The organism is Kineococcus gurbantunggutensis, assembly GCF_050871925.1.
GTDB lineage: Bacteria > Actinomycetota > Actinomycetes > Actinomycetales > Kineococcaceae > Kineococcus.
Genome location: NZ_JBJLSG010000001.1, coordinates 25697 through 50029, shown reverse-complemented (window position 1 = coordinate 50029; position 24333 = coordinate 25697). Strand labels below are relative to the sequence as shown.

The following is a 24333-nucleotide window of genomic DNA, read 5'->3' as shown; positions in this document are numbered from 1 at the left end:
TTCCGTGGGCGACGAGAACTCCTCGTAGCGACCGCCGTGGCCACTCGCGCCGGAGGAGAACCGTGAACCGCAGCGCCCTGCTCGCCCCCCTGGCCGCCCTCGCCGTCGGCCTCACCTGCACCGCCGCCCCCGCCGCGGCCGCCCCCCGCGAGGTGGAGGTCACCCGGGCCGGCGCCGCCGCCGTCCGCGGCGACTACGTCGTCACCCTGCGCGAGGGCGCGGACCCGCGCGGCCTGGCCCGCGCGTTGCAGGCCTCCCCGCGCCACGTCTACACCAGCGCCCTGCACGGCTTCGCCGCCACGCTCACCGACGGGCAGGTGAGGGCCCTGCAGCGCGACGCCTCGGTGGTCGCCATCGAGGAGGACCAGAGGGCGGTTGCCGACGCCGTGCAGAGCACCCCCGCCGGCCTGCACGGCCTGGACCGCATCGACCAGCGCGCCCTGCCGCTGTCGGGCACCTACACCAGCACCACCACCGGGGCCGGCGTGACCGCCTACGTCGTCGACACCGGCATCGACACCTCCCACCGCGACTTCGGCGGCCGCGCCCGCAACGTCTACGACGCCCTGGGCGGCGACGGGCGGGACTGCAACGGCCACGGCACGCACGTGGCCGGCACCATCGGCGGGGCCACCCACGGGGTCGCCAAGGGCGTGCAGCTGCGCGGGGTGCGCGTGCTGGGCTGCGACGGCTCCGGCACCACCTCCGGGATCATCGCGGCCCTGGACTGGGTGCGGGCCAACCACGTGAAGCCGGCCGTGGCCAACCTCTCCCTGGGCGGGGGCTACTCCGCCGCCCAGAACGCCGCGGTGACCAGCCTGGTGAACGCGGGGGTGGCCACCGCGGTGGCGGCCGGCAACGAGAACCGCGACGCGTGCCGGGTCTCGCCCGCCTCGGCCGCCGGGGTGGTGACGGTGGCCGCCACGGACCGCACCGACACCCGCGCGTCCTTCTCCAACCACGGCTCGTGCGTGGAGACCTACGCCCCCGGCGTGGACGTGACCTCCACCTGGCTCGGCGGCGCCACCCGGACGATCAGCGGCACCTCCATGGCCAGCCCGCACGTGGCCGGGGTCATGGCCCTGCACAAGGGCGCCAACGGCGACGCCCCCTCGGCCACCGTCAGCGGCTGGGTCGTCTCCAACGCCACCCCCGGCGTCGTGCGCGCCAACCCCGGCAGCACCCCGAACCGCCTGCTGTTCACGTCCACCCCCTGAACCCCCGGGGGCTCAGTCCGCGGTGACGGCGGTGTTCACCTCCGCGAAGTGGCACGCCGCCAGGTGGCCGGGCGCGCGCCCGGCCGCCGGGCCGGCGGCGTCCAGCTCGCCGTGGTGCACCAGCGCCGGCTCCTCGGTGGCGCACACGTCCTGCGCCTTCCAGCAGCGGGTGCGGAAGCGGCACCCCGAGGGCGGGTCCAGCGGGCTGGGCACGTCGCCGGTGAGCACGATGCGCTGGCGCGCCGCCTCCACCGCCGGGTCGGTGACCGGGGCCGCCGACAGCAGCGCCTGCGTGTACGGGTGCTGGGGCGCCTCGTACACGCTGTCGGCGGGACCGATCTCGACGATCTTCCCCAGGTACATCACCGCCACCCGGTCCGAGGTGTGCCGCACCACGGCCAGGTCGTGGGCGATGAACACGTAGGCCAGCCCGAGGCGGTCCTGCAGGTCCTCCAGCAGGTTCACCACGCCGGCCTGCACGGACACGTCCAGCGCGGAGACCGGCTCGTCCAGGACGAGGACCTGCGGCTCCAGCGCCAGTGCGCGCGCGATGCCCACCCGCTGGCGCTGGCCGCCGGAGAACTCGTGCGCGTACCGGTTGCCGTGCTCGGGGTTCAGGCCCACCAGCCGCAGCAGCTCCGCCACCCGCGCCGGGCCGGTCCGCGCGTCCCACAGGCCGTGGATCCTTAGCGGCTCGGCGATGACGTCGTTGACCGGCATCTTCGGGTTCAGCGAGGCGTAGGGGTCCTGGAAGACGATCTGCAGGTCGCGGCGCACCGGGCGCATCCGCGCGGTGCTCAGCGTCGTCAGCTCCCGCCCGGCCAGGCGCACCGAGCCGGAGGTGGGCCGGTGCAGCTGCAGCACCGCGCGCCCGGTGGTGGACTTGCCGCACCCGGACTCCCCCACCAGCCCGAGCGTCTCGCCCGCGTCGACGTGGAAGCTGACCCCGGAGACAGCCTGCACGTGCCCGGTGGTGCGCCGCAGCAGGCCGCCGCCGCGCACGGGGAAGGACACCACCAGGTCCTCGACCTCCAGCAGGTGCGGCTCCGCCCGCCCGCCGCCCGCGCCGCCGGTCTCGCCCGCGCCGTCCGGGCCGGTCGTGCCGCTCGTGGTCGTGCTCGTGCTCACGCGCTGGCTCCCGTGGCGGTGGGGGCACCGGGGCCGTCGGCGCCGGTGCCGCTGAAGACGGTGGAGGGGCGGGCCAGCCGCGCCAGCTCGTCGCTGTGGTGGCAGGCGGCGAGCTGCCCGGCGTGGTCGGTGGCCAGCAGCTCCGGCTCGCGCTGCCGGCAGTCCTCGCGCGCCAGCGGGCAGCGCGGGGAGAACGGGCAGCCGGCCGGCAGGTGCAGCAGCGAGGGCGGGGTCCCCGGCACGGGCCGCAGGCGCCCGCCGTGCCCGGGGGTGGGCACCGAGCCCAGCAGGCCGGCGGTGTAGGGCATGCGCGGGGTGCGGAACACCTGCTCCACCGTGCCGGTCTCCACCGCGCGCCCGGCGTACATCACCAGCACCCGCTGCGCGGTGCCCGCCACGACGCCCAGGTCGTGGGTGATGAGGACGATCGCGGCGCCGACGGCGTCCTTGACCTCCATGAGCTTCTCCAGCACCTGCGCCTGCACGGTGACGTCCAGGGCCGTGGTGGGCTCGTCGGCGATGATGACGTCGGGCTCGTTGATGACCGCCATCGCGATCATCACACGCTGGCGCATGCCGCCGGAGAACTCGTGCGGGTAGGCGCGCAGCCGCTCGCGCGGGCGCGGGATGCCCACCAGGTCCAGCACCTCCGCGGCGCGCTCCGTCGCCGCGCGCGCGCCGACCGCGTGGTGCGCCCGGTACGCCTCGGCCAGCTGCGCGCCGACGGTGTAGACGGGGTTCATCGCCGTCATCGGGTCCTGGAACACCATCGCCACGTCCCTGCCGCGCATCCGCCGGCGCGCCGAGGGGCTCATCGCCAGCACGTCGCGGCCGCGGAAGAGGACGCGCCCGCGCACCCGCGCGGACTTCGGCAGCAGACCCATGACGGCCAGCGAGGAGACCGACTTGCCGGAGCCGGACTCCCCCACCACGCCCAGCACCTCGCCCGGGTGCAGCTCGTAGGACACGCCGCGCACGGCCTCGACCACGCCGTCCTCGGTGGGGAAGCGGACGCCGAGGTCCTCCACGCGCAGCAGGGCGCCGTCGCCGCCGGCGGGCGGCGGGGTGGTGGGGCTCATCAGTCACGCACCTTGGTCTGTCGGGGGTCGAAGGCGTCGCGCAGGCCGTCGCCGATGAAGTTGACCGCCAGGGCGATCGCCACGATGAAGGCGGCGGGCCACCAGAACAGCCACGGCCGGGTCTGGAACGCGGCCTGGTAGTTGGAGATCTGCAGGCCCAGCGAGGAGTCCGGCGGGCGGACCCCCACGCCGAGGAAGCTCACCGCCGACTCCAGCAGGATCGCCGAGGCGATGGTGAGGGTCGCGTTGACGACGATGGAGCCGACGGCGTTGGGCAGCACGTGGCGCACGATGATGCGCCCGGGGCGCGCGCCCAGCGCGCGCGCCGCCTCCACGAACTCCTTCTCGCGCAGCGAGAGGATCTCCCCGCGCAGCAGGCGGGCCATCGTGGTGAACAGCAGCAGGCCCAGGGCCACGCCCAGGGCGAGCACCCCCGCGCCGCCGGTGGCGCGCCCGACCACGGCGGCCACCAGCAGCACCGGCACCGCGATGACCAGGTCCACCACCCGCATGAGCACCGCCTCGGTGCCCCCGCGGAAGAAGCCCGCCAGGGCGCCGAACAGCACGCCCGTGACCGTGGAGACGACGCCGGCGAGCAGCCCCACCAGCAGGGTCTGCTGCGCACCGCGCATCGTCAGCGCGAAGTAGTCGGTGCCCACGTTGTCCTGCCCGAAGGGGTGCGGGCCCACCGCCAGGCCGTCGCCGTCCAGGAAAGCCGGCAGCAGGTCCAGGGTGGGGCGCCCGCCGTCCACGGGGTCGCTGGTGGCCAGGTACGACTGCCCCCACCACCCCGGCAGCGGCCCGGCGCCGATCGAGGTGACCGACAGCAGCACGACGGCGGCCAGCGCCACCAGCCCGGCCATCGCGCCCCGGTGGCGCAGGAACCGCCGGCGCACGAGCTGGCCCTGGGTGCGGGCGACGACGGAGGTGAACCCGGCCTCCTCGGCCCGCGCCGCCGGCGCGAGCGCGCCCGCGGCCGGTTCGGTGCTGGGCGGTGTGCTCATCGCTGCTCCCGGGCGTGCTGAGTGTGCTGGGCGTGCTGGAGGTGCTGGAGGTGCTGGGCGGGCCGCGCGGGGCGGCGGGTGCGCGCGCTCACGAGAGCCGGATCCGCGGGTCGAGGAAGGCGTACGCCAGGTCCGCGACGAGGTTGAAGACGACGATCGCCACGGAGGTGACGACGAAGAACGCCATCACCGGGTTGGGGTCCACCTCGCCGAGGCCGGTGATGAACAGGTTGCCCATCCCCTGCCAGCCGAAGACCCGCTCGCTGATGACCGCGCCGCCGATGACGGCGCCGAAGTCGATCGCCGTGAACGTCGCGATGGGGATCAGGCCGTTGCGGAAGGCGTGCCGCACCACCACCGTGCGCTCGGTCAGCCCCTTGGCGCGGGCGGTGCGCACGTGCTCGGCGTTGAGGACCTCCAGCATCGACGAGCGCGTGTAGCGGCTGTACGTCGCCAGCGAGATGAGGACCAGGGAGAGCGTGGGCAGGACCAGGTGCATCGCCTGGTCCACCGTGGTCTCCCAGAAGTCGCCGGAGAAGTTTGGCGTCTGCGCGCCGATGGTGGACAGCGGCCGCCCGCCCACCGAGCGGGCGTAGTCGGCGAAGGAGGCCAGCAGCCGGTCCGTGAACACCACCGCGGCGGTGAGCACGCCGGTGAGCACCGCGGCGCGCACCGCCTCGGCGCGCTCCAGCGGCCCGCCGGCCACGGCCCCCACCAGCGCGCTCAGCGCGACGGTCACCACCAGCAGCACCCCCATCGTGCCCCAGGTGGAGACGTCGAACAGCGGCTGCAGCGGCACCGAGGCGACCGTGCCGATCAGCGCGGTGACGAGCGCGCCCACCAGGACCCGGCGCCGGTGCAGGCCGCTGACGAGGAACGTCACCCCCACCGCGGCCGCCACCGACAGCACGCCGACGAGGCCGACGCCCAGCGCGGGGCGCGCGAACCAGCCCAGCGCCGACAGCTGCAGCAGGACCGCGGCGGTGACCGCGGCGCCGGCGGCGAAACCCAGCCACCTCCACGCCCGCCGGCCCGGCACGGCGCTCATCACCAGGGCGCCGACCACGACCGCGGCCGCGGCCACCACCGGCACCGGCACCCGCGGGTCGGCCAGCCAGTCGTTGTAGGCGATCGCCAGGTACTGCTTGAGCACGATGCCGATGACGAACACCGGCAGGGAGAAGAACACGAACGCGGCGAACGTCACCGAGTAGTCCAGGCGGCTGTACTGCTTCAGCGCCGAGACGATCCCGACGCCGATGCCGATGAGCATCGCCAGGACCGTCGCGCCCAGGACCAGGCGCACGCTGGTGACGGCGGCCTGGCCGACGAGGACGCTGACCTCCTGGCCGTTCTTGCTCAGCCCCAGGTCGCACCCGCCGCCGGGCACGAGGCAGCCGCCGACGCCGCGCAGCCAGCCGAGGTAGCGCAGCGGCACGGGCACGTCGAGCTGCAGCCGCTCGGTGCGCTGGGCGAACTGCGCCTCCCGGTCGCCCGGCGGGAGTTCGCGGATGTCGTTGTAGGGGTCGCCGGAGTTGGCGACGAGCACGTACACGAAGAAGCTGGCGACGAGCAGGGTGAGGAAGGAGACGACGAGCCGCCGGGTGGCGAAGACGAGCACGGGGGGTCCTCCGGGGGGACGGGGAGCGGCCGGGCCCGGGGGGACCGGGCCCGGCCGCGAGGGGCGTCAGGTCAGGACAGCGCCCACTCGTCCATGTTCCAGGTGATCTGGGCCTGCGAGGGGTTGACCACCACGCCGCTGACGCCCTTGGACCAGGCCGCCAGCTCGGGGAAGGCGAACACCGGGATCGTCACCAGGTCGTCCCACAGGACCTTCTCGATCTGCGCGACGAGCTGGTCCTGCGCGGCGGGCTCGGTGGCGCGGTTGAGCTGCGCGACCAGGTCGTCGACCTGCGGGTTGCTGTAGCAGCCGTAGTTGGCCGAGCCGCAGCCCTCGGTGGTCCACTGCCCCGCCGAGCCGGTCACCAGGGCCGAGCCGGACCAGGCGAACAGGCCGACGTCGAAGTTGCCCTGCGGGAACTCGGTGCCGAAGGCGTTCTCGCTGGCGGCGTCCACGACGGTGAACCCGGCCTGGCCGCAGGACTCCGCCAGCAGCTGCACCTCGTTGGTGCGGCGCTGGTTGGGCGCCTGGTACAGCACCCGCACCGTCGTGCCCTGCGCGCCGGCCTGGGCCAGCAGCGCCTGCGCGCCGGGGATGTCGGTGGTGTCGTACTGCCCGCCGTAGGCGGCGGAGGTGATGGTCTCGTAGTTGTCCCGGAACGGGTACGTGTACCGGGAGTCCTGCAGCTGCGCCTCGGCGCTCTGCGGCTTGATGAGGCGGTCGACGATGAGCTGGCGCGGCAGGCACTTGGCGAAGGCCTCGCGCACCCGCCGGTCGGCGAAGACGCCCTTGAAGTTGAAGTCGAAGTGCTCGTAGGTGAAGCCCTGGTAGCTCTCGCTGTTCACCGTCTCGCCCAGGGACTCCAGCTGCGCGACGAGGTCCGGGTTCGGCTGCGGCTCGATGACCTGGACCTCGTTGTTCTGCAGCGCCGCGAACTGCGCCTCCTGGTCGATGAAGCGCACGACGACGTTGCGCGTCTTCGCCGGGGTGCCCCAGTAGCGCTCGTTGGCCGTCAGGGTGACGTTGTTGCCCGCCTCCCAGGAGGTCAGCGAGTACGGCCCGTTGGAGGGGATGTTCGCCGCGTCGCCCAGGTCGCCGGGGTTGAAGACCCAGCCGGTGTTCCAGAACTCGGCGGCGGGGGCCAGCGCGGCGGGGTCGGCGGCGGTCGCGGCCGCGACGAGGTCCGGCACGCCGGAGACGCGCTCCACGACGTGCGCCGGCATGATCTCCAGGGAGCCGAACGAGGCCTGCCAGTCGGCGAACGGCTCGTCGTAGACGACCGTCACCTCCTTGTCGCCGTCAGCGCACTGCGGCTGCTGCATCTGCTCGTACCCGGCGGTGCTGGCCGGGTTGAACAGGTCGCTGCCGTCGGCCGCGCGGAACTTCCCCGAGCGCGACATCCAGGTGAGCACCAGGTCGTCGCAGTCGACGGCCTCGCCGTCGGACCACACCGCCCCGTCGGCGATGCTGTAGCGCACGGTCAGCGGGTCGTCGGAGGTCTTCTCGAACGTGCCGAACTCGGTGTCGGGCACGGCGGTGCCGTCGGTGCCGTAGTACCAGAAGCCGCGCAGAACCTGGTTCAGGACGAACGTGTTGCGGGTGCCGTTGGTGTCGCCGGTGCCGTTGTTGTAGGCCTGGAACTCCTGCTCGGCGGCCGCGGTGATCGTGCCGTCCGCGGTGCCGCCGGCGGCGGCGCCCTCCGCGGGTTCCTCGCCGGACGAGCCGCTGGTCGTGCACCCGGCGACGGCCAGGGTCCCGACGAGGGCGAGCGCCGCGATCCGGGCGCTCCTGGGGGTGTTCCTCAACTCGCGTCCTCCTGGATTCGTCGCGCAGTCTGCCCAGTGACCAGGGCGCTGCGTGCGCACAGTGCTCACTCAAACGGCCAGACCGTAACCCGCCGGGGAGCGGGAACCGCCGCGGCGCCGCGAAGGTTCACGCACTGGAAACACCCGGCCCGCGCCGGTTACGCGCCCGAAACGCGGCACCGGCCCGGCCGGGCCGCCCCCGTGCCGCCCCCGTGCCGGTGCCGTGTCGGTGCCGGGGCCTACGGTCCTCACCGTGCCCGCCGCTCCCGCGCCCCCGCCCGCCGTGCGCGTCCACGGCCTGTGGACGCGCACGGGGACCCTGGCGCTGTGGGTGCAGGCCCCGCGCCGCCCGGTGGGCGCGGCCCGCCCCGCCGACCTCGCCGCCCTGGCCGCCGCCGCGCCGCGCGCGGTGCACCTGGCGGCCGCGCTGGCCCGGCCCGCCGCCCGCGAGCTGGCGCTGCGGCTGCCGTGCACCCCCGCCGGCCGGCCCGTGCCCGCCTGCGCGCGCGCCCGCGGGGAGGTGGTGCTGCGGCCGGTGGCGGTGCCGGTGGTGGAGCTGCGCGGCGACGCGGTGCTGGACGTGCTCGCCGAGGTGCTCGGCGAGGAGCCCGGCCCGGCGGCCGCGGTCGCCGGCGACGGGCTGCGATGGCTGGCGCACGCGGCGCGCGGCGCCCGCGCCGCCGTGGACGCCGGCGCCGTCCTGCCCACCCTGGGCCCGGCGCCGGGCGACGCGCCGGGCGAGGCCGCGGAGGTGCGGGCCCGCTGGGCGCCGGTGCCCGACAAGCGCTTCCACCGCTGGCGCAGCGCGCTCGCCGACCTCGCCCCCGCGGTGCTGCGCTGCGAGCAGCCGCCCCCGCGCACCCCGGCGCCGGCCGCCGCCGCGCTGGCCGACGAGGTCGTCACCGCCGTCACCGACCTGCTCGTCGCCCGCCGCACCGCGCACGTGCGCCCGGGCACCGGCGCCCTGGGGCCCGGGCCGGCGGCCTGGGTGCGCGCCCTGGCCACCGGCGACCCCGTGCCCGAGCACGCGCAGCCGCGCTCGCTGGCGCACCGGGTGCGCGACTGGCACCGCAGCGCCGAGGGCAGCGGGTACGACCTCGTGCTGCGCGTGGTCGAACCGCCCGGCGACGACGAGCGCTGGCGGCTGCAGGCGCGGCTGCGGCCCGTGGACGACCCCAGCCTGGCGCTGACCCTGGAGCAGGTGCGCGCGGAGTCCGGCGCCGGCGGGCCGGGCGGCGGGGAGGACCCCGTGCTGCTGCTCATGGCCCGCACCGCGCAAGCCGCCGCCGCGCACCCCCCGCTCAAGCGCCTGCTCGCCGGCGCCGCCGACGCCGACGTGGAGGTCGGCGCCGAGGACCTGCTCGACCTCGTGGAGGTCGGCGGCCCCCGGCTCGCCGCCGCCGGCGTCGCCCTGCAGCTGCCGCGGCACTGGACGCGCCGGCCGGTGAGCCTGTCCCTGCACGCCGCCGCCGCCCCGCCCGGCGCCGTGACGAACCCGCGGCTGCGCCGCGCCGACCTCGTCGCCTTCGAGTGGCGCGCCGCGCTCGGCGGCGCCGCCGTCACCGAGGCCGAGCTGCTCGCCCTGGCCGCCTCCCGCGAGCCGCTGGTGCGCTTCCGCGGCGAGTGGGTGCAGGTGGACCGCGAGGCGCTGCGGCGCAGCGCGCTGTTCCTGCGCCGGCGCGGGCGCGGCACCACCACCGTGCTGGACCTGCTCACCGGCCTGGGCGCCGACCGCGACCTGCCCGCCCCCGTCACCGGCGTGCACGCGCGCGGCGCGCTCGGCGAGGTGCTCGCCGGCGAGGCCGAGGCGCACGCGGCGCCGCTGCCGGACCCGCCGGGGCTGACCGCGCAGCTGCGCCCCTACCAGCGCCGCGGCGTGGCCTGGCTGGCCGCGATGGCCCGCCTGGGGCTGGGCGCGGTGCTCGCCGACGACATGGGGCTGGGCAAGACGGTGCAGCTCCTCGCGCTGGAGCTGCACGAGCGCACCGGCGGGCACGAAGCCGGGCACGACACCGGGCACGTGGAGGGCGCCGGCGGCGGGCACCGGCCGACGCTGCTGGTGTGCCCGACGAGCCTGGTGGGCAACTGGCGGGCCGAGGCCGCCCGGTTCACCCCCGACCTGCGGGTGCACGTGCACCACGGCCCGGACCGCCCGCGCGGGGAGCACCTGGCCCGCACCGCCGCCCGGCACGACCTCGTGGTGACCACCTACGGGCTGCTGGTGCGCGACGCCGCCGACCTGGCCGCGGTGCGCTGGCGGCGCCTGGTGCTCGACGAGGCCCAGCACGTCAAGAACGTCGCCACCCGCGCCGCCCGCGCCGTGCGCGCGGTGCCCGCCGAGCACCGGGTGGCCCTGACCGGCACGCCGGTGGAGAACCGGCTGGAGGACCTGCGCGCCGTGCTGGACGCCACCAACCCCGGCCTGCTGGGCAGCGCCGCGAGCTTCCGCGACACCTTCGCGGTGCCCGTGGAGAAGCTCGGGCACACCGCCCCCGCGCGCCGCCTGGCGCTGGTGACGCGCCCGTTCGTGCTGCGCCGCGTCAAGACCGACCCCGCCGTGGCGCCGGACCTGCCCGAGCGCCTGGAGATGACGGTGCGGGCGAGCCTGACGCCCGAGCAGGCGGCCCTGTACCGGGCGGTGCTGGACCGGCTGCTGGCCCGCCTGGCCGACGCCGACGACCGCGGCCGGCGCGGCCTGGTGCTGGGCGCCCTGACCCGGCTGGCGCAGGTGTGCAACCACCCCGCGCACTACCTCGGCGACGGCTCCGGCGTCCTGCACCGCGGCCGGCACCGCTCGGGCAAGCTGGAGGTGCTCGACGACGTGGTGGGCACCGCCCTCGCCGAGGGCGAGAGGGTGCTGTGCTTCACCCGCTTCGCGGAGTTCGGGCACCTGCTCGCCCCGCACCTGTCGGAGCTGACCGGCCGGCCGGTGCCGTTCCTGCACGGCGGGCTGGCCCGCGGCCGGCGCGACGCGATCGTGGAGCGGTTCGCCCGCGACGACGGCCCGCCGGTGCTGGTGCTCTCGCTGCGCGCGGCCGGCACCGGGCTGAACCTGACCGCCGCCAGCCACGTCGTGCACCTGGACCGCTGGTGGAACCCCGCCGTGGAGGACCAGGCCACCGACCGCGCGCACCGCATCGGCCAGCGGCGCACCGTGCAGGTGCGCACCCTGGTCAGCACCGGGACCGTGGAGGAGAAGGTGGACGAGGTCATCGCCCGCAAGCGCGAGCTGGCCGGCTCGGTCGTCGGCGCCGGCGAGCGCTGGATCACCGAGCTGGACGACGAGGCGCTGCACGACCTGCTGCGCCTGGGCGCCGACGCGGTCGGGGACTGAGCCGTGGCCCACCCCCGCCGCCCCTCCCCGCGCACCTCCGCGGGCCCCCGCGCCGCGCGCCCGGCCGCCGGGCGCTGGTCGCGCCGCCTGCTCACCGCGCTGCCCGCCGCCCTGGCCGGCGCCCACGACCCCGCCCGCTGGCGCCGCGGCGCGGAGCTGGCCGCCGCGGGGGCCGTGGGCGAGCTGCGGGTGCGCGCCGGCGCGGTCGGCGCCCGCGTGCAGGGCGCGCGCCCGCGCCCGTGGCTGGTGGAGGTCGGCGTGCGCCGCCACGGGCCCGCCGAGGTCGACGCGCTCGTCGCGGTGCTGGTGGAGAACCCGCTGCTCATCGCGCCGCTGGCCGGCGGGGACGTGCCGCCGGTGCTGCCGGACCTGCTCGCCGAGGTCGGCCTGGACCTGCTGCCCGCCCCCGGCGAGCTCACCCACGACTGCAGCTGCCCCGACGACGGCGAGCGCGCGTGCGAGCACGCCGCCGCCGTCCTGCACGCGCTGGCCGCGCACACCGACGCCGAACCCTCCGCCCTGCTGGTGCTGCGCGGCCTGGCGCCGTCGGGGCTGCTGCGCCGCGTGGAGAGCGCCGCCTCCGGTCCCGCCCCCGTCGTGGAGGAGCTGCCGGCCGACCCGGTGGCGTTCCACCGCCTGGCCGCCGACCCGCCGCCGCTGGCCGTGGCGCCGCGGGTGCCCGGGCGCACCCCGGCCGACGACCTCGACGCGGTGGCCCTGGGCCCCGGCGGCGACGGGATCGCCGACGCGCTGCGGCCGTTCTACGCGGCGCTGCGCGAGGCCGGCGCGGGCGCTGGAGGCAGCAGGAGCGGCGGGGGCGGCGGGGGCGCTGGCGCTGGCGGGCTCAGGTCCACAGCAGGCCCGGCACCGGGCTGAGCGGGCCGGCCGCCGCGGCGCGGGCCAGCGCCAGCGCCCCGTCCAGCGGCGAGCCCGCCGGCGCCAGCGCGCGCAGGTCCGGGGCGGTGGCGGCCAGCGCCGTGCGGAAGGAGGCCAGCAGCGCGGCGGAGGCGAACGCGCCGCCCGTCCAGGCCACCGCGTCCGTGCCCGCCGCGCGCGCCGCGGCCACCGCGGTCTCGGCCAGGGCGCTGCCGGCCTGCGCCACGACGGCGCGCGCGGCGGGGTCGCCGCCGGGCCCACCGCCGGGCACGTCAGCGGGCCCACCGGCGGGCCCGTCGCCGGCGAGGGCGGTGACCGCGGGCGCCAGGGACGCCAGCACGCGGGCGCGGTCGTCGCCGGCCAGCAGCCGCGGCCAGCCCCGCGGCTCCCCCAGCGCGGCGCGCGCCGCGGCCAGCAGCCGGTGCCCGGCCGGGCAGCGACCGTCCTGCGCGCGCAGCGCCTCCTCCAGCGCGCGCCGGCCGATCCACGCCGCCCCGCCGCGGTCGCCCAGCAGGTGCCCCCAACCGTCCACGCGCGTCCAGGTCCCGGCGGCGGAGCGGCCCAGCCCGATCACGCCGGTGCCGGCGGCGACGACGGCGCCGGGCCGGTCGCCCAGCGCGCCGGCGTGCGCGGTGAGGGCGTCGGCGGCCAGCACCACCGCGCCCGGCGCCAGCGCGGCGACCACCTCCGCGCGCACCGCGTCCCGGTCGGCGGCCACGGAGGCCAGGCCGGCCGCCCCCAGGGCGAGCGCCGCCACGGGCCGCCCCCGCAGCAGCGGGTCGCGCTCGCGCCGGGCGGCCAGGTCGCCCAGCACGGCGCGCACGGCGCGCAGGACCCCGTCGCCGCGGGCCGCGGTGCCCGGCCCGCCCACCCGCAGCCCGGCACCACCGCCGCCCGCACCGGTCAGGAGGGCGCGCGCGCCGGAGCCGCCCACGTCCAGGCCCACGAGCAGCGGGCCCGCGGGCAGCCGGTCCCCCGCGGGCCCCGGGTCCCGCCCCGCTCGCTCCACCACGGCGGCACCCTGCCACGCCCGCGGGCCGGGCGGCGGCTCAGCCGGCGGCGTCCAGGTCCCGCACGCTGACGCGGTTCTTGCCGGCGGCCTTCGCCGCGTACATCGCGTCGTCGGAGGCACGCACGAAGTCGCTCGTGGTGCGGTCCCGGGCCGCGCCCAGCGCCACGCCGACGCTGGCGCTGACGCGCACCTCGCCCACCGAGAGCTGGAACGGCGCCGCGAGGGCGTCGGCGGCGCGCTGCGCGGCCGCGCGCACCTCCTCGGCCCCGCCGTCGCCGCTGCGCACGACGACGAACTCGTCGCCGCCCAGGCGGCCCACCACGTCCCCGGGGCGGCAGCGCGCGCGCAGGCGGCCGGCGACGGCCACGAGCAGCTCGTCGCCGGTGGCGTGGCCGAAGCGGTCGTTGACGGCCTTGAAGCCGTCCAGGTCCAGGAACATCCCGGCGAGGCGCCCGCCGGTGCGCCGGGCCCGCTCCAGCGCCCGCTCCAGGCCCTCCAGCGTCCCGGCGCGGTTGGCCAGCCCGGTCAGGGCGTCCACGAGCGCGCGCGAGCGCAGCACCTCGTGCAGCTCGCGCATCTCCTCGGAGGAGATGCGCATGGCGCGCTCGAGCACGTACCGGGAGCGGTCGTGCTCGACGTACACCGACGACACCGCCGTCAGCAGCCGGCGCCACTGCTCGGCGTCGGGCGGGGTGCCGGCGTCGGCGCCGGCGCGGCGCAGCTGGCGCGCGAGCACCCGGTGCAGCTCCTCCCCGCCGGGGCCGCCGGTGCCGCCGGGGCCGCTCACCGGGACCACTCCGACAGCACAGCGACGGTCACCGTCTCGTTGTGCAGGTCGCACGGGCGGGTGGCGGTGGGGGCCAGCTCGCCGTAGGTGTAGAACCCCACGGCCGGGGTGCCGCCGGGCAGGCCGGCCACGACGGCCTCCAGCTCGTCCTCGGTGCGCGCGCCGAGCGCCATGCGCCGGCCCAGGCAGCTGACGACGAGGGCGAGGGTGCCGTCCGCGCCGGGCTGGGCGCCGCCGCCCGCGCCGGCGGCGGCGGTGCGCGCGGCGGTCTCGGCGGCGTCGGCCAGGGCCTCGGAGTCCTGGTGCAGCAGCTGCACCGCGGACCCCTCCGGCACGTCGCCGGTCAGGCCGATCGCGTTCGTCTCCTCGTCGGTGCTGCGCACCGAGCGCACCAGCGCCGAGCTGCGCTCCCCGGCGCGGCGGATGGCCAGCGGGAAGCGCAGCCCCGACACCGGCAGGTCCCGCGCCTCCTCGCCGAGGTAGCGGCGGTACAGCTCCAGCGCGGGCTGGCCGTCGACCTCGAAGAGGGTTGCGCCGCTGGAGCGGGTGACGCACCGCTCGGGGCCGAGGTCGGCCCAGCCGCTGCCGGTGCCGGTGGTGAAGGTGATCCGCTCGCCGTACATGCCGACGCCGAGGAGGACGCCGCGCTCGGCGCGCCCGTCCAGCAGCGTCCAGGGGTCGGGCAGCGCGCCGTCGGGGCCGGGGAAGCCGGCGGACATGCCGCCGAAGAGGGGCACGGAACCGCCGGTGCCGGCCACCAGGCCCTCGGCGAGGGCGTTGCCGACGACGGTGAGGCCGTCGGCGACCACGAGGACCCCGGCGAGGTCGTCGCCGTGGCGGCGCAGGCGCGCCCCGAGGCGCTGGCCGTCGGCGTGCGAGGAGTGCCGGTCCAGCGGGGCGCGCTCCAGGACCAGGCGGGTGGCGTCGAAGCGGACGGCGACGACCAGGACGACGTCGTCGAGGACCTGCTCGCCCTGCACGACGCCGGCCGTGGAGAACCCCACGACCACGGAGGCGGGGTAGGCGGCGTCCAGGTCCGCCACCGGCACCCGCTCCGGCGCCACGCGCGGGCCGACGAGCGCGAGCACGAGGGTGGAGGCGCCGTCCAGGGCGGGCAGCTCACCCGCCCACCCGGACGCCTCGCTCCAGCGCACCGACTCGACCCGCACCCCGCACCTCCCCGCCCCGGGGCCGCTCCTCGACCCCGGGGGTCACATCGGTGCGCGGGGCGGGCGGCGTGAGGGCCGGCCACCCGGGCGGCGCAGCGCCGCGCGGGTGGCCGGCCCCCTGCGGGTCCGGGCCGGACCGGTCGGGCCGGACCGGTCGGGCCGGACCGGTCGGGCCGGACCGGTCGGACCGGGACGGTCAGACCGGGACGATCTCCGGGGCGCGCAGGCGCACCGCGTCGGCGCTGGCGTCGTCGGGCTGCTCCTGGGAGGCGCGCTCGGCGGCGACCCGCTCCTGGTAGGTGCGCACCTCGGTGGCGCGCCGCTCCTCGTCCCAGCCCAGCGCGTCGCCCATGAGCTGCGCGACGAGCTCGGCGCTCTCGGTGCCGCGGTCGTACGTCTCGATGGAGATGCGCGTGCGGCGGGCCAGGACGTCGTCGAGGTGGCGGGCGCCCTCGTGGGTGGCGGCGTAGACGACCTCCACCTTCAGGTAGTCGTCGGCGTGCGGCAGCGGCTCGCCCAGCGCGCGGTCCTGCGCGACCAGGGCGAGCAGCTCGTCGACGGTGGAGCCGTGGCGGTTGAGCAGGTGCTCGACCTGGTCCACGTGCAGGCCGGAGCGGGCGGCGATCAGGTGCCGCTGGTTCCACATCGCGTGGTAGCCCTCGGCGCCCACGAGCGGCACGTCCTCGGTGGTGGAGGCCGGCACCCCGCCGCCCAGGCCGTCGGCCGCCACGTCCACGGCGTCCTTGGCCATGACGCGGTACGTCGTGTACTTGCCGCCGGCCACGACCACCAGGCCGGGGACGGGGTGGCCCACGACGTGCTCGCGCGAGAGCTTGCTGGTGGACTCCGACTCGCCGCTGAGCAGCGGGCGCAGGCCCGCGTAGACGCCCTCGACGTCCTCGCGCGTCAGCGGGGACTTCAGCACCCCGTTGGCGTGCGAGAGCACGTAGTCGATGTCGGCGCTGGTGGCCGCCGGGTGGGCCTTGTCCAGCTCCCAGTCGGTGTCGGTGGTGCCGATGATCCAGTGCCGGCCCCACGGGATGATGAAGAGCACGCTCTTCTCGGTGCGCAGGATCATGCCGGTCTTCGACTGGATGCGGTCGCGCGGCACGACGAGGTGGATGCCCTTGGAGGCGCGCACCCGGAACTGCCCGCGCGCGTTGACCAGGGCCTGCGTCTCGTCGGTCCACACGCCGGTGGCGTTGATGACCTGCTTGGCGCGCACCCGGATCTCCGCGCCGGACTCCAGGTCGGTCAGCACCGCGCCGACGACCCGCTCGCCCTGGCGCAGGAACTCCTTCACGCGGGTGCGGTTGGCGGCCAGCGCGCCGTAGGTGACGGCGGTGCGGGCGATCGCCATGGTGTGCCGGGCGTCGTCGACCTGCCCGTCGTAGTACTGGATGGCGCCGACCATCGCGTCGCGGCGGATGCCCGGCGCCTCGCGGGCCACGCCCTTGCGCGTCAGGTGCCGGTGCAGGGGGAACCCCTGGTTGTTGCCGCCGGACAGCGCCATGGCGTCGTACAGGGCCACGCCGGAGCCGACGTAGGGGCGCTCGGCGAACCGCTTGGTCAGCGGGTACAGGAACGGCACCGGCTTCACCAGGTGCGGGGCGAGCTTGTTGCGCAGCAGGCCGCGCTCGCGCAGCGCCTCGTGCACGAGGCCGAAGTCGAGCATCTCCAGGTAGCGCAGGCCGCCGTGGACGAGCTTCGAGGACCGGCTCGAGGTGCCGCTGGCCCAGTCCCGCGCCTCCACCAGCCCGGTGCGCAGCCCCCGGGTCACCGCGTCCAGGGCGGCGCCGGTGCCGACGACGCCCCCGCCCACGACGAGCACGTCCAGCTCGCCCTCGGCCATCTCGCGCAGCGCGTCCTGCCGCGACTGCGGCGACAGCGGTTTGGTCTCCACGTCCAGGTCCTCCAGATCGAGCGTCTCGTCCATCCTCGGGCCGGACGCCGCGGGACGCTCGGTGAGCGCGGCGGCCGGCTCCGGCGCGCGGGCGGGTGCGTGCCCGCCCGCGCGCCGTCAAGCACTCGCGGGCGTCAGTCGACGTCCACCCAGTCCAGGGTGCGCTGCACGGCCTTCTTCCAGCCCGCGTAGCCGTCGGAGCGCTGGGTGTCGTCCCAGGTGGGTTCCCAGCGGGCGCCCTCGTTCCAGTTGGCCTTCAGCTCCTCGGTGTCCTTCCAGAACCCCACGGCCAGGCCCGCGGCGTAGGCGGCGCCCAGCGCGGTGGTCTCGGCCACGACGGGCTTGGACACCGGCACGCCCAGGATGTCGGCCTGCAGCTGCATGCACAGCTGGTTGGCGGTGATGCCGCCGTCGACCTTGAGCACCTCCACGGCCACGCCGGAGTCCTCGGCCATCGCCTCGGTGACGTCGCGGCTCTGGTAGCAGATCGACTCCAGGGTGGCGCGGGCGATGTGCGCGTTGGTGTTGTAGCGCGACAGGCCCACGATCGCCCCGCGCGCGTCGGAGCGCCAGTACGGGGCGAACAGCCCGGAGAAGGCGGGCACGAAGTAGCAGCCGCCGGAGTCCTGCACCTGGCGGGCCAGGCTCTCGGACTCCGCGGCGCCGGAGATGATGCCGAGCTGGTCGCGCAGCCACTGCACGGCCGAGCCGGTCACGGCGATGGAGCCCTCCAGCGCGTACACGGGCTTCTCGTCGTTGAACTGGTAGCAGACGGTCGTCAGCAGGCCGGCCTTGGAGCGCACCAGCTCGGTGCCGGTGTTCAGCAGCATGAAGTTGCCGGTGCCGTAGGTGTTCTTGGCCATGCCGGGGTCGAAGCAGACCTGGCCGACCATGGCGGCCTGCTGGTCGCCGAGGATGCCGGTCAGCGGGACCTCCCCGCCCAGCGGGCCGTCGGGCAGGGTCGTGCCGTACCCGGCGGTGCACGAGGACGGCTTGATCTCCGGCATCATCGCGCGCGGGATGCCGAAGATCCCCAGCAGCTCGTCGTCCCAGTCCAGGGTCTCCAGGTCCATGAGCATGGTGCGGCTGGCGTTGGTGACGTCGGTGACGTGCGCGCCGCCGTGGACGCCGCCGGTCAGGTGCCAGATCAGCCAGGAGTCGGTGTTGCCGAAGACGGCGTCGCCGCGCTCGGCGGCCTCGCGCACGCCGGGCACGTTCTCCAGGATCCACTGCACCTTGCCGCCGGAGAAGTACGTCGCCGGGGGCAGGCCGGTCTTGCGGCGGATCGTCTGCCCGCGCTCGTCGCGGTCCAGGGCGGAGGCCAGGCGGTCGGTGCGGGTGTCCTGCCACACGATGGCGTTGTAGTACGGCCGGCCGGTGCGCCGGTTCCACACCACCGCGGTCTCGCGCTGGTTGGTGATGCCCAGGGCGGCGAGGTCCTCCGCGCCCAGGTTCGCCTGGCGCATCCCGGACTGGATGACCGAGCTGGTGCGCTCCCAGATCTCGATGGGGTCGTGCTCGACCCAGCCCGGCCTGGTCATGATCTGGGTGTGCTCGAGCTGGTACTTGGCCACCTCGTTGCCGCCGTGGTCGAAGACCATGAACCGGGTGGACGTGGTGCCCTGGTCGACCGCGCCGACGTACCGTGCTCCGCTGTCGTTCGCCATGTCCGTGCTGCCTCTCTGCAGGTGCTGTCGGGGGTGCTGGTGCCGTGCGCGGCGGTCAGTCGTCCTCGGAGGGGACGCGCCCGGCGGGCTGGTCCTGCGCGTCCTCGTCGGGCAGGTGCCGCTCGACGAGGACGCGGTACAGGCCGCCGCCGACGAGGGCGCCGATCACCGGGGCGACGATGGGGACCCAGAAGTAGAACTGCTGCCCCACGGGCTCGCGCATCGCCGTGGAGTAGCCGGTGAGGAAGGACGCCACGCGCGGGCCGAAGTCGCGGGCCGGGTTGATGGCGTAGCCGGCGTTGCTGCCCCAGGCCATGCCGATGCCGACGACGAGCAGGCCGACGATGAAGGGGGCCATGTTCGCCCCGGGCGGCGTGGCGCGCAGCTCGGAGATCGCGAAGATGACGAACACGAGGATCGCGGTGCCGACGACCTGGTCCAGGAAGGCGGTGCCGATGCTCACGCCGGTGCCGGGCAGGGTGGAGAAGATGCCCTGGGTCTCGGCGGTGGTGCCGGGGTCCACGGTGGCGATGGCGTCGGCGTACACCCAGCGCACCAGCAGCGCGGCGGCGAAGGCGCCGAGGAACTGCGCGACCGCGTAGGGGAGCACCTTGCGCCAGGCGAAGCCCTTGTAGACGGCCAGCGCGATGGTCACGGCGGGGTTCAGGTGCGCGCCGGTGGTGCGCCCGGCGACGTAGATGCCGAAGGTGACGCCCAGGCCCCACGCCCAGTGGATGGAGTCGGCGCCGCCGTTCTGGCCGGCGACGACCTGGGCGACGACGCCGACGCCGAAGAGGATGAGGACCGCGGTGCCGGAGAACTCGGCCAGCAGCTCGCCGACCAGGGTCGGCTGCCGGCGCACCGTCGGTGGCGTCGCGGTCGACGCCGGTCTGGTCTGTGCCATGGGTAACTCCTCGTTGAGTCGACTGGCGGCTCGCTCGCCGCGGACCGGGACGTTAGGTGGGGGCCACCGGGGCGTCAACGACGGGCGTTCGACGATGCCGAACGTCTTCGCCGGGCGGGCCCGCGAGCTCAAGGGCGCCACCCGGACGGCCGATGCCTGCGCGGTGACCCCGCTGAGCGCCGCCGCCCCCGCCCCCGCCGCCGACCGCCCGCACCTGCGCGCCGTCGAGCGGCGACGGCCGGCGCAGCGCGGGACCGGGACGGGCGGGGGGACCCGCCGCGCGGGCGGCCACGGGGCGCAGCACGTCCTGGAGCACGGCCTGGAGCACGTGCTCGAGCACGCCCTGGAGCACGCCCTGGACGCCGACCAGCGCCTGGGCACGGCGACCGCGCTGCTGCTCGTGGAGGTGACCGGCACCGGCGCGCCGGCGGCCGCGGCCGTCGAGCGGCGGCTGCGCTCAGCCGTGCGCGCCGAGGACCGCTGGCTGCGCCCGGCGCCGGACCTGCACGCCGTGCTGCTGACGGGCCTGCGCCCCGGCACCGCCGAGGCCGCCGTCGAGCGCGCCGCCGACGCCCTGCTGCACGCCGTGGAGTGCTGGGCGGCGCTGGAGGGCGCCGGGGGGGTGCGCGTGAGCGTGGGGGCCAGCCTGGCGCCCTGGCGCGCGGCGACCGCCGCGGAGGCGCTGGCGCAGGCCGGCGCGGCGCTGGGCGCGGCCCGCGCCGCCGGCGGGGACTGCGCCCGCATCGGCGCGGCCTGAGGCGCGCGCCGCGCCGCTGAACCGGTTCGGCCGGGACCCGACCGCTGTGGGAGGCTGCCGGGACCGGCGCCGGTGCCGGCTCCCGGGTGCACGGCCCCCGGGCGAGTGGACGGGAACGGTGACATGGCGGGCTACGTCGCGCTGCTGCGCGATCGTCGGGTGGCGGCGCCCTTCGCGGCGTCCGTGGTGGCCAGGCTCTCGATCGCGACCATCCCCCTGGGGCTGGTGCTCCTGGTGCGCGGCCAGCGCGACGCGTGGGACCTGGCGGGCCTGGTGACGGGCGTGTTCGCGATCGGCCTGGCGCTGGGCACCCCCTTCTGGGGGCGCGGGCTGGACCGGCGCGGGCAGCCGGGGGTGCTGGTGCCCACCGCCACCGCCAGCGCGGCGCTGCTGCTGGCGCTGACCGCGGCCGTGGCCTCGCCCGCCGTGCCCGCCGCGGTGCTGGTGGTGCTGGCCTTCGCCGTGGGACTGACGTTCCCGCCGCTGAGCCCGGCGATGCGCGTCACCTGGCGGGTCGTGGTCGCCGACGAGCGGCTGCGGCGGCGCGGCTACGCCCTGGACGCCGTGGCGGTGGAGACGATCTTCGTGGCCGGGCCGCTGCTGCTGACGGTGCTGCTGGCCCTGGGCCCGCCCGTGGTGCCGCTGGTGGCCACCGCCCTGGCGCTGGCCGGCGGCACCCTGGCCTACTGCCGCTGCGCCGGTCCGCGCACCCGCCCGCCGGCCGCCGACCGCGGCGAGGCCGCCACCGGCGCCGGCGCCGGGCTGGGCGTGCTGCGCTCGGTCGGCGTCCCGCTCATGCTCTCGGTGATGCTCGCCATGAGCGTCGGCTTCGGCCTGCTCGACGTGTCGATGGCCGGCATGGCCGAGCAGCGCTTCGGCTCCGCGGACGACCTCGGCGTGCTCTTCGCCGCCATCGCCGGCGGCAGCGCCGTGGGCGGGCTGGCCTACGGCAGCCGCTCCTGGCGCAGCAGCGACCGGCTGCGCCTGGTGCTGACCCTCACCGGGTTCGGCGTGCTGCTGGTGCTGCTGTCCGTCAGCGCCGCCGGCAGCGTGCCGCTGCCCCTGCTGCTGGTGGCGCTGTTCGTCACGGGCCTGTTCATCTCCCCCAACCTCATCGCCGCGCAGCACCTCGTCGACGACCTGGCGCCGCGGCACCGGCTGGCCGAGGCGCAGGCGTGGCTGTCCACGGCGATCACCGCCGGCGCCGCGATCGGCAACGCGCTCGCCGGCGCCGTGCTGGAGCACCGCACGGCGCAGGTGTCGCTGGCGACGGCGGCCAGCGCGGTGCTGCTCGCGGCGGTGGTGGCGCTGCTGGCGCAGCGCCGCTGGCGCGAGGTGGCCCTGGCCGCCTGAGCGCACGGGACGGACGGCGGGGCGGCGCGCGGCCCGGGCGGGCGGGGCGGCGCGCCGCGTAGGCTCGCCCGCCGTGAGCAGCACCTCCTCCCCCGCCTCCCCCGCACCCGCCGCGCGCCCGACCGCGCTGGTGACGGGGGCGACCGCCGGCCTGGGGGCCGGCTTCGCCGACCGCCTCGCCGCCCGCGGGCACGACCTCGTGCTGGTCGCCCGGGACGCGGCGCGCCTGGAGGCCAGCGCCGCGGACCTGCGCGCGCGGCACGGGGTGTCGGTGGAGGTGCTGTCCGCGGACCTGGCCGACCGCGCGGCGCTGGCGCGCGTGGCCGAGCGCGTGGCGGACCCGGCGCGCCCGGTGGACGTGCTGGTCAACAACGCCGGCTTCGGCCTCAAGCAGCGCTTCTTCGACGGCGACCCGGCCGACCACGAGCGGATGTTCGACGTGCTGTGCCGCGCCGTGATGGTGCTCTCGCGCGCCGCGGCGGGCGCGATGGTGGCGCGCGGGCGCGGTCACGTGCTCAACGTGGGCTCGGTGGCGGGCATGGTGCCCGGCGGCGGGCACTACTCGGCCGCCAAGGCGTACGTCATCGTGCTCACCGAGACCCTGGCCGGGGAGCTGCGCGGCACCGGCGTGGGCGCCACCGTGGTCGCCCCCGGGTACGTGCGCACCGAGTTCCACGCGCGCTCGGGGATGCGCTCGGGCGGTCGCTCGGCGCTGACGCAGCGCGTGTGGCTGGACGTGGACGACGTCGTCGACGCGGCCCTGGACGACCTGTTCGCCGGGCGGGTCGTCAGCGTGCCCACGCGCCGGTGGCGGGCGGTCTCGACGGTGCTGGACGTGGTGCCGCGCTCGGTGGTCAGCCGGGTGTGGAACTCGATGCCGGGCGGGGCCAAGCGCCGCCACCCCGGCGGCGAGGAGCGCCGGGCGGGGTGAGGCTGGCGCGGTGCAGCGGGCGGGACGCGGCGCGGCGGGCCGGATCACCCGGAACGGGCAACAACCCAACGTAGTCGTCAAGTAACCTAGGGTTGTGAACCCTGCCACCGCCACCGGCTCCACCGGGGTGGCCGTCGACGCCGAGGAGGCGGCCCGCCTGGCGGCCCTGCGCGACTACGTCGACGTCGACGCCGAGCCCCCGCACGAGCTGCAGGCGGTGGTGCGCCTGGCGACGCGGGTCAGCGGCCTGCCGCACGCGGTGGTCAACATCATCGACGAGAAGCTCCAGCGGCAGCTGGCCGCCGAGGGCTTCGCGCGCGGGGACTGCGCGCGCGAGGACTCCATGTGCGTCTACACCGTCGGCGTCGGCGGGTTCGTCGACACCGTCGACGCCAGCGGCGACCCCCGCTTCGCCGCCAACCCCTGGGTCGACGGGCGGCTGGGCGCGGTGCGCGCCTACGCCTCCGCGCCGCTGCTGACGCCCGAGGGGCTCACCCTGGGCACCCTGTGCGTCTTCGACACCGAGCCGGGCGAGCTCACGCCGCCCCAGCGCGCCGACCTCGGCGACCTCGCCTCGCTCGTCGTGTCGATCTTCGACCGCGAGCGCCGCGCCCGCAGCGAGGTCGAGGCTCGCGAGGCCGCGCTGCGCGCCGAGCGCTCCGCCGAGACGGCCCGGGCCCTGCAGGCCGCCCTGCTGCCGCCCTCGCTGCCCCGGTGCGGCGCCGTGCGCCTGGCCGCCCGCTACCTGCCGGGCACCGACGGCAGCGAGGTGGGCGGGGACTTCTACGACGCGGTGCGCACCGAGAACGCCCTCGTCGTCGTCATGGGCGACGTGCAGGGCCACAACACCGCCGCCGCCGCGCTCATGGGGCAGGTGCGCACGGCGGTGCGCGCGTACGTCAGCGAGGGCCACGAGCCCTCGGCGGTGCTGGAGCGCACCAACCGGCTGCTGCTGTCCACCGGCGCGGAGCTGTTCGCCACCTGCTGCCTGCTCTCCCTGGACGAGGACACCGGCGAGGTCACCGTGGCCACCGCCGGGCACCCCGCGCCCGTGCTGTTCTCCCCCGGCGGCCCGCGCACCCTCGACGTCGAGCCCGGCCCGCCGCTGGGCGTGCTGGAGGACGCCGTCTACCCCGCCGCGCGCGAGCGGCTGCACGGCGCCAGCCGGCTGCTCATGTACACCGACGGGGTCGTGGAGTGGCCGCGGGAGGCCACCGACCAGGGCGCCGCCAGCGTCGAGCGGGTGCTGCGCGAGCACGCCGCCGCACCCGCCGAGGAGCTGGCCGACCACCTGCTCGCCCCCGCCGCCGGGGCGCTGCGCGACGACGCCGCGCTGCTCGTGCTCGACTACGCCGGCCCCGCCCCCGGCAGCCGCGAGTCGCAGCTGCAGCTGCCGGGCGACACCCGCGCCGTGGCCACCGCCCGCGCCCACCTGCGCGACGTGCTGGGCGCCTGGGGCCTGGTGCGGGTGGCCGACGAGGCCGAGCTCGTCGTCTCCGAGCTCGTCACCAACGCGGTGCTGCACACCGGCTGCGGCACCGCCCTGACGGTGCGCCACGACCCGCTGGCGGCGAGCCTGAGCCTGGGCGTCGACGACACCTCCACCTCGCACCCGCAGCCGCGCGGCGCCGGGGAGGAGTCCCTCAGCGGGCGCGGCATGCACATCGTCGACGTGCTCGCCGAGCGCTGGTGGGTCAGCCCGCGCGGGGACGGCAAGACCGTCTGGGCGGAGCTGCGGGTGGCCTGAGCCGGCCCGGCACGCGCGCGGGCCGCCCCCTCCGGCACC

General features: G+C 76.8%; 18 protein-coding genes. 7 read left to right on the top strand and 11 right to left on the bottom strand.

Annotated features, from left to right (window positions below):
- Positions 1-62 precede the first annotated feature (62 nt).
- Positions 63-1217: a S8 family peptidase gene (locus ACRYR7_RS00180; RefSeq protein ID WP_432570040.1), complete on the top strand. Its 1155-nt coding sequence runs from the start codon at positions 63-65 to the stop codon at positions 1215-1217.
- A gap of 12 nt (positions 1218-1229) precedes the next feature.
- Here ACRYR7_RS00180 and ACRYR7_RS00175 read toward each other — a convergent pair whose 3' ends face one another.
- From ACRYR7_RS00175 to ACRYR7_RS00155, 5 genes are all read right to left on the bottom strand, one after another.
- On the bottom strand, positions 1230-2345 hold the full coding sequence (locus ACRYR7_RS00175) for an ABC transporter ATP-binding protein (RefSeq protein ID WP_432570039.1): 1116 nt from the start codon (positions 2343-2345) through the stop codon (positions 1230-1232).
- Entirely contained in the window at positions 2342-3424 is a 1083-nt protein-coding gene (locus ACRYR7_RS00170) for an ABC transporter ATP-binding protein (protein WP_432570038.1), read from the bottom strand. Before ACRYR7_RS00170 ends, ACRYR7_RS00175 begins: the two co-directional genes overlap by 4 nt.
- Positions 3424-4428 (bottom strand): ABC transporter permease, encoded by a 1005-nt coding sequence (locus tag ACRYR7_RS00165; RefSeq protein WP_432570037.1) that lies wholly within the window; start codon positions 4426-4428, stop codon positions 3424-3426. Before ACRYR7_RS00165 ends, ACRYR7_RS00170 begins: the two co-directional genes overlap by 1 nt.
- Before the next feature lie 88 nt (positions 4429-4516).
- Complete coding sequence (locus tag ACRYR7_RS00160) at positions 4517-6049, bottom strand: ABC transporter permease (RefSeq protein WP_432570036.1); 1533 nt, start codon at positions 6047-6049, stop codon at positions 4517-4519.
- 71 nt (positions 6050-6120) lie between these two features.
- Entirely contained in the window at positions 6121-7854 is a 1734-nt protein-coding gene (locus tag ACRYR7_RS00155) for an ABC transporter family substrate-binding protein (protein ID WP_432570035.1), read from the bottom strand.
- A 253-nt stretch (positions 7855-8107) separates the two neighbouring features.
- Here ACRYR7_RS00155 and ACRYR7_RS00150 point away from each other — a divergent pair, with 253 nt between their 5' ends.
- Together ACRYR7_RS00150 and ACRYR7_RS00145 are read left to right on the top strand one after the other, a co-directional pair.
- Entirely contained in the window at positions 8108-11188 is a 3081-nt protein-coding gene (locus ACRYR7_RS00150) for a DEAD/DEAH box helicase (RefSeq protein WP_432570034.1), read from the top strand.
- Between the two features lie 3 nt (positions 11189-11191).
- Positions 11192-12064, top strand: coding sequence for an SWIM zinc finger family protein (locus ACRYR7_RS00145; protein WP_432570033.1), 873 nt, complete (start codon positions 11192-11194; stop codon positions 12062-12064).
- Here the strand turns inward: ACRYR7_RS00145 and ACRYR7_RS00140 are convergent.
- From ACRYR7_RS00140 to ACRYR7_RS00115, 6 genes are all read right to left on the bottom strand, one after another.
- Positions 12033-13076, bottom strand: coding sequence for a BadF/BadG/BcrA/BcrD ATPase family protein (locus ACRYR7_RS00140; protein ID WP_432570032.1), 1044 nt, complete (start codon positions 13074-13076; stop codon positions 12033-12035). The genes ACRYR7_RS00145 and ACRYR7_RS00140 overlap by 32 nt on opposite strands.
- Positions 13077-13113: 37 nt before the next feature.
- The gene (locus ACRYR7_RS00135; RefSeq protein ID WP_432570031.1) at positions 13114-13863 is read right to left on the bottom strand and encodes a diguanylate cyclase domain-containing protein; all 750 of its coding nucleotides are present in this window, start codon (positions 13861-13863) and stop codon (positions 13114-13116) included.
- Positions 13860-15032 carry an FIST signal transduction protein gene (locus ACRYR7_RS00130; RefSeq protein WP_432570030.1) on the bottom strand — a complete coding sequence of 391 codons (1173 nt, stop codon included), beginning with the start codon at positions 15030-15032 and terminating at the stop codon, positions 13860-13862. Before ACRYR7_RS00130 ends, ACRYR7_RS00135 begins: the two co-directional genes overlap by 4 nt.
- 196 nt (positions 15033-15228) lie before the next feature.
- Positions 15229-16935, bottom strand: a complete 1707-nt coding sequence (locus ACRYR7_RS00125; RefSeq protein WP_432570071.1) for a glycerol-3-phosphate dehydrogenase/oxidase — start codon at positions 16933-16935, stop codon at positions 15229-15231.
- 134 nt (positions 16936-17069) lie between these two features.
- Complete coding sequence (gene glpK, locus ACRYR7_RS00120; protein WP_432570029.1) at positions 17070-18602, bottom strand: glycerol kinase GlpK; 1533 nt, start codon at positions 18600-18602, stop codon at positions 17070-17072.
- Between the two features lie 55 nt (positions 18603-18657).
- On the bottom strand, positions 18658-19506 hold the full coding sequence (locus ACRYR7_RS00115; protein ID WP_432570028.1) for an MIP/aquaporin family protein: 849 nt from the start codon (positions 19504-19506) through the stop codon (positions 18658-18660).
- Positions 19507-19600: 94 nt separating this feature from the next.
- On the opposite strand from ACRYR7_RS00115, the gene ACRYR7_RS00110 reads away from it, so the two are divergent.
- The 4 genes from ACRYR7_RS00110 (at position 19601) to ACRYR7_RS00095 (ending at position 24294) form a co-directional block, all read left to right on the top strand.
- Complete coding sequence (locus tag ACRYR7_RS00110; protein WP_432570027.1) at positions 19601-20263, top strand: hypothetical protein; 663 nt, start codon at positions 19601-19603, stop codon at positions 20261-20263.
- 123 nt (positions 20264-20386) lie between these two features.
- Positions 20387-21616, top strand: coding sequence for an MFS transporter (locus ACRYR7_RS00105; RefSeq protein ID WP_432570026.1), 1230 nt, complete (start codon positions 20387-20389; stop codon positions 21614-21616).
- Positions 21617-21689: 73 nt separating this feature from the next.
- Positions 21690-22547: an SDR family NAD(P)-dependent oxidoreductase gene (locus tag ACRYR7_RS00100; protein ID WP_432570025.1), complete on the top strand. Its 858-nt coding sequence runs from the start codon at positions 21690-21692 to the stop codon at positions 22545-22547.
- A 94-nt stretch (positions 22548-22641) separates the two neighbouring features.
- Positions 22642-24294 carry an ATP-binding SpoIIE family protein phosphatase gene (locus ACRYR7_RS00095; RefSeq protein WP_432570024.1) on the top strand — a complete coding sequence of 551 codons (1653 nt, stop codon included), beginning with the start codon at positions 22642-22644 and terminating at the stop codon, positions 24292-24294.
- The last annotated feature ends 39 nt before the right edge of the window (positions 24295-24333 follow it).

Bases quoted from the DNA above. Each gene is read 5' to 3' on its own strand.
- ACRYR7_RS00170 (WP_432570038.1), bottom strand. From the start codon at position 3,424: ATGAGCCCCACCACCCCGCCGCCCGCCGGCGGCGACGGCGCCCTGCTG.
- ACRYR7_RS00165 (WP_432570037.1), bottom strand. From the start codon at position 4,428: ATGAGCACACCGCCCAGCACCGAACCGGCCGCGGGCGCGCTCGCGCCG.
- glpK (WP_432570029.1), bottom strand. From the start codon at position 18,602: ATGGCGAACGACAGCGGAGCACGGTACGTCGGCGCGGTCGACCAGGGC.
- ACRYR7_RS00115 (WP_432570028.1), bottom strand. From the start codon at position 19,506: ATGGCACAGACCAGACCGGCGTCGACCGCGACGCCACCGACGGTGCGC.
- ACRYR7_RS00110 (WP_432570027.1), top strand. From the start codon at position 19,601: ATGCCGAACGTCTTCGCCGGGCGGGCCCGCGAGCTCAAGGGCGCCACC.
- ACRYR7_RS00105 (WP_432570026.1), top strand. From the start codon at position 20,387: ATGGCGGGCTACGTCGCGCTGCTGCGCGATCGTCGGGTGGCGGCGCCC.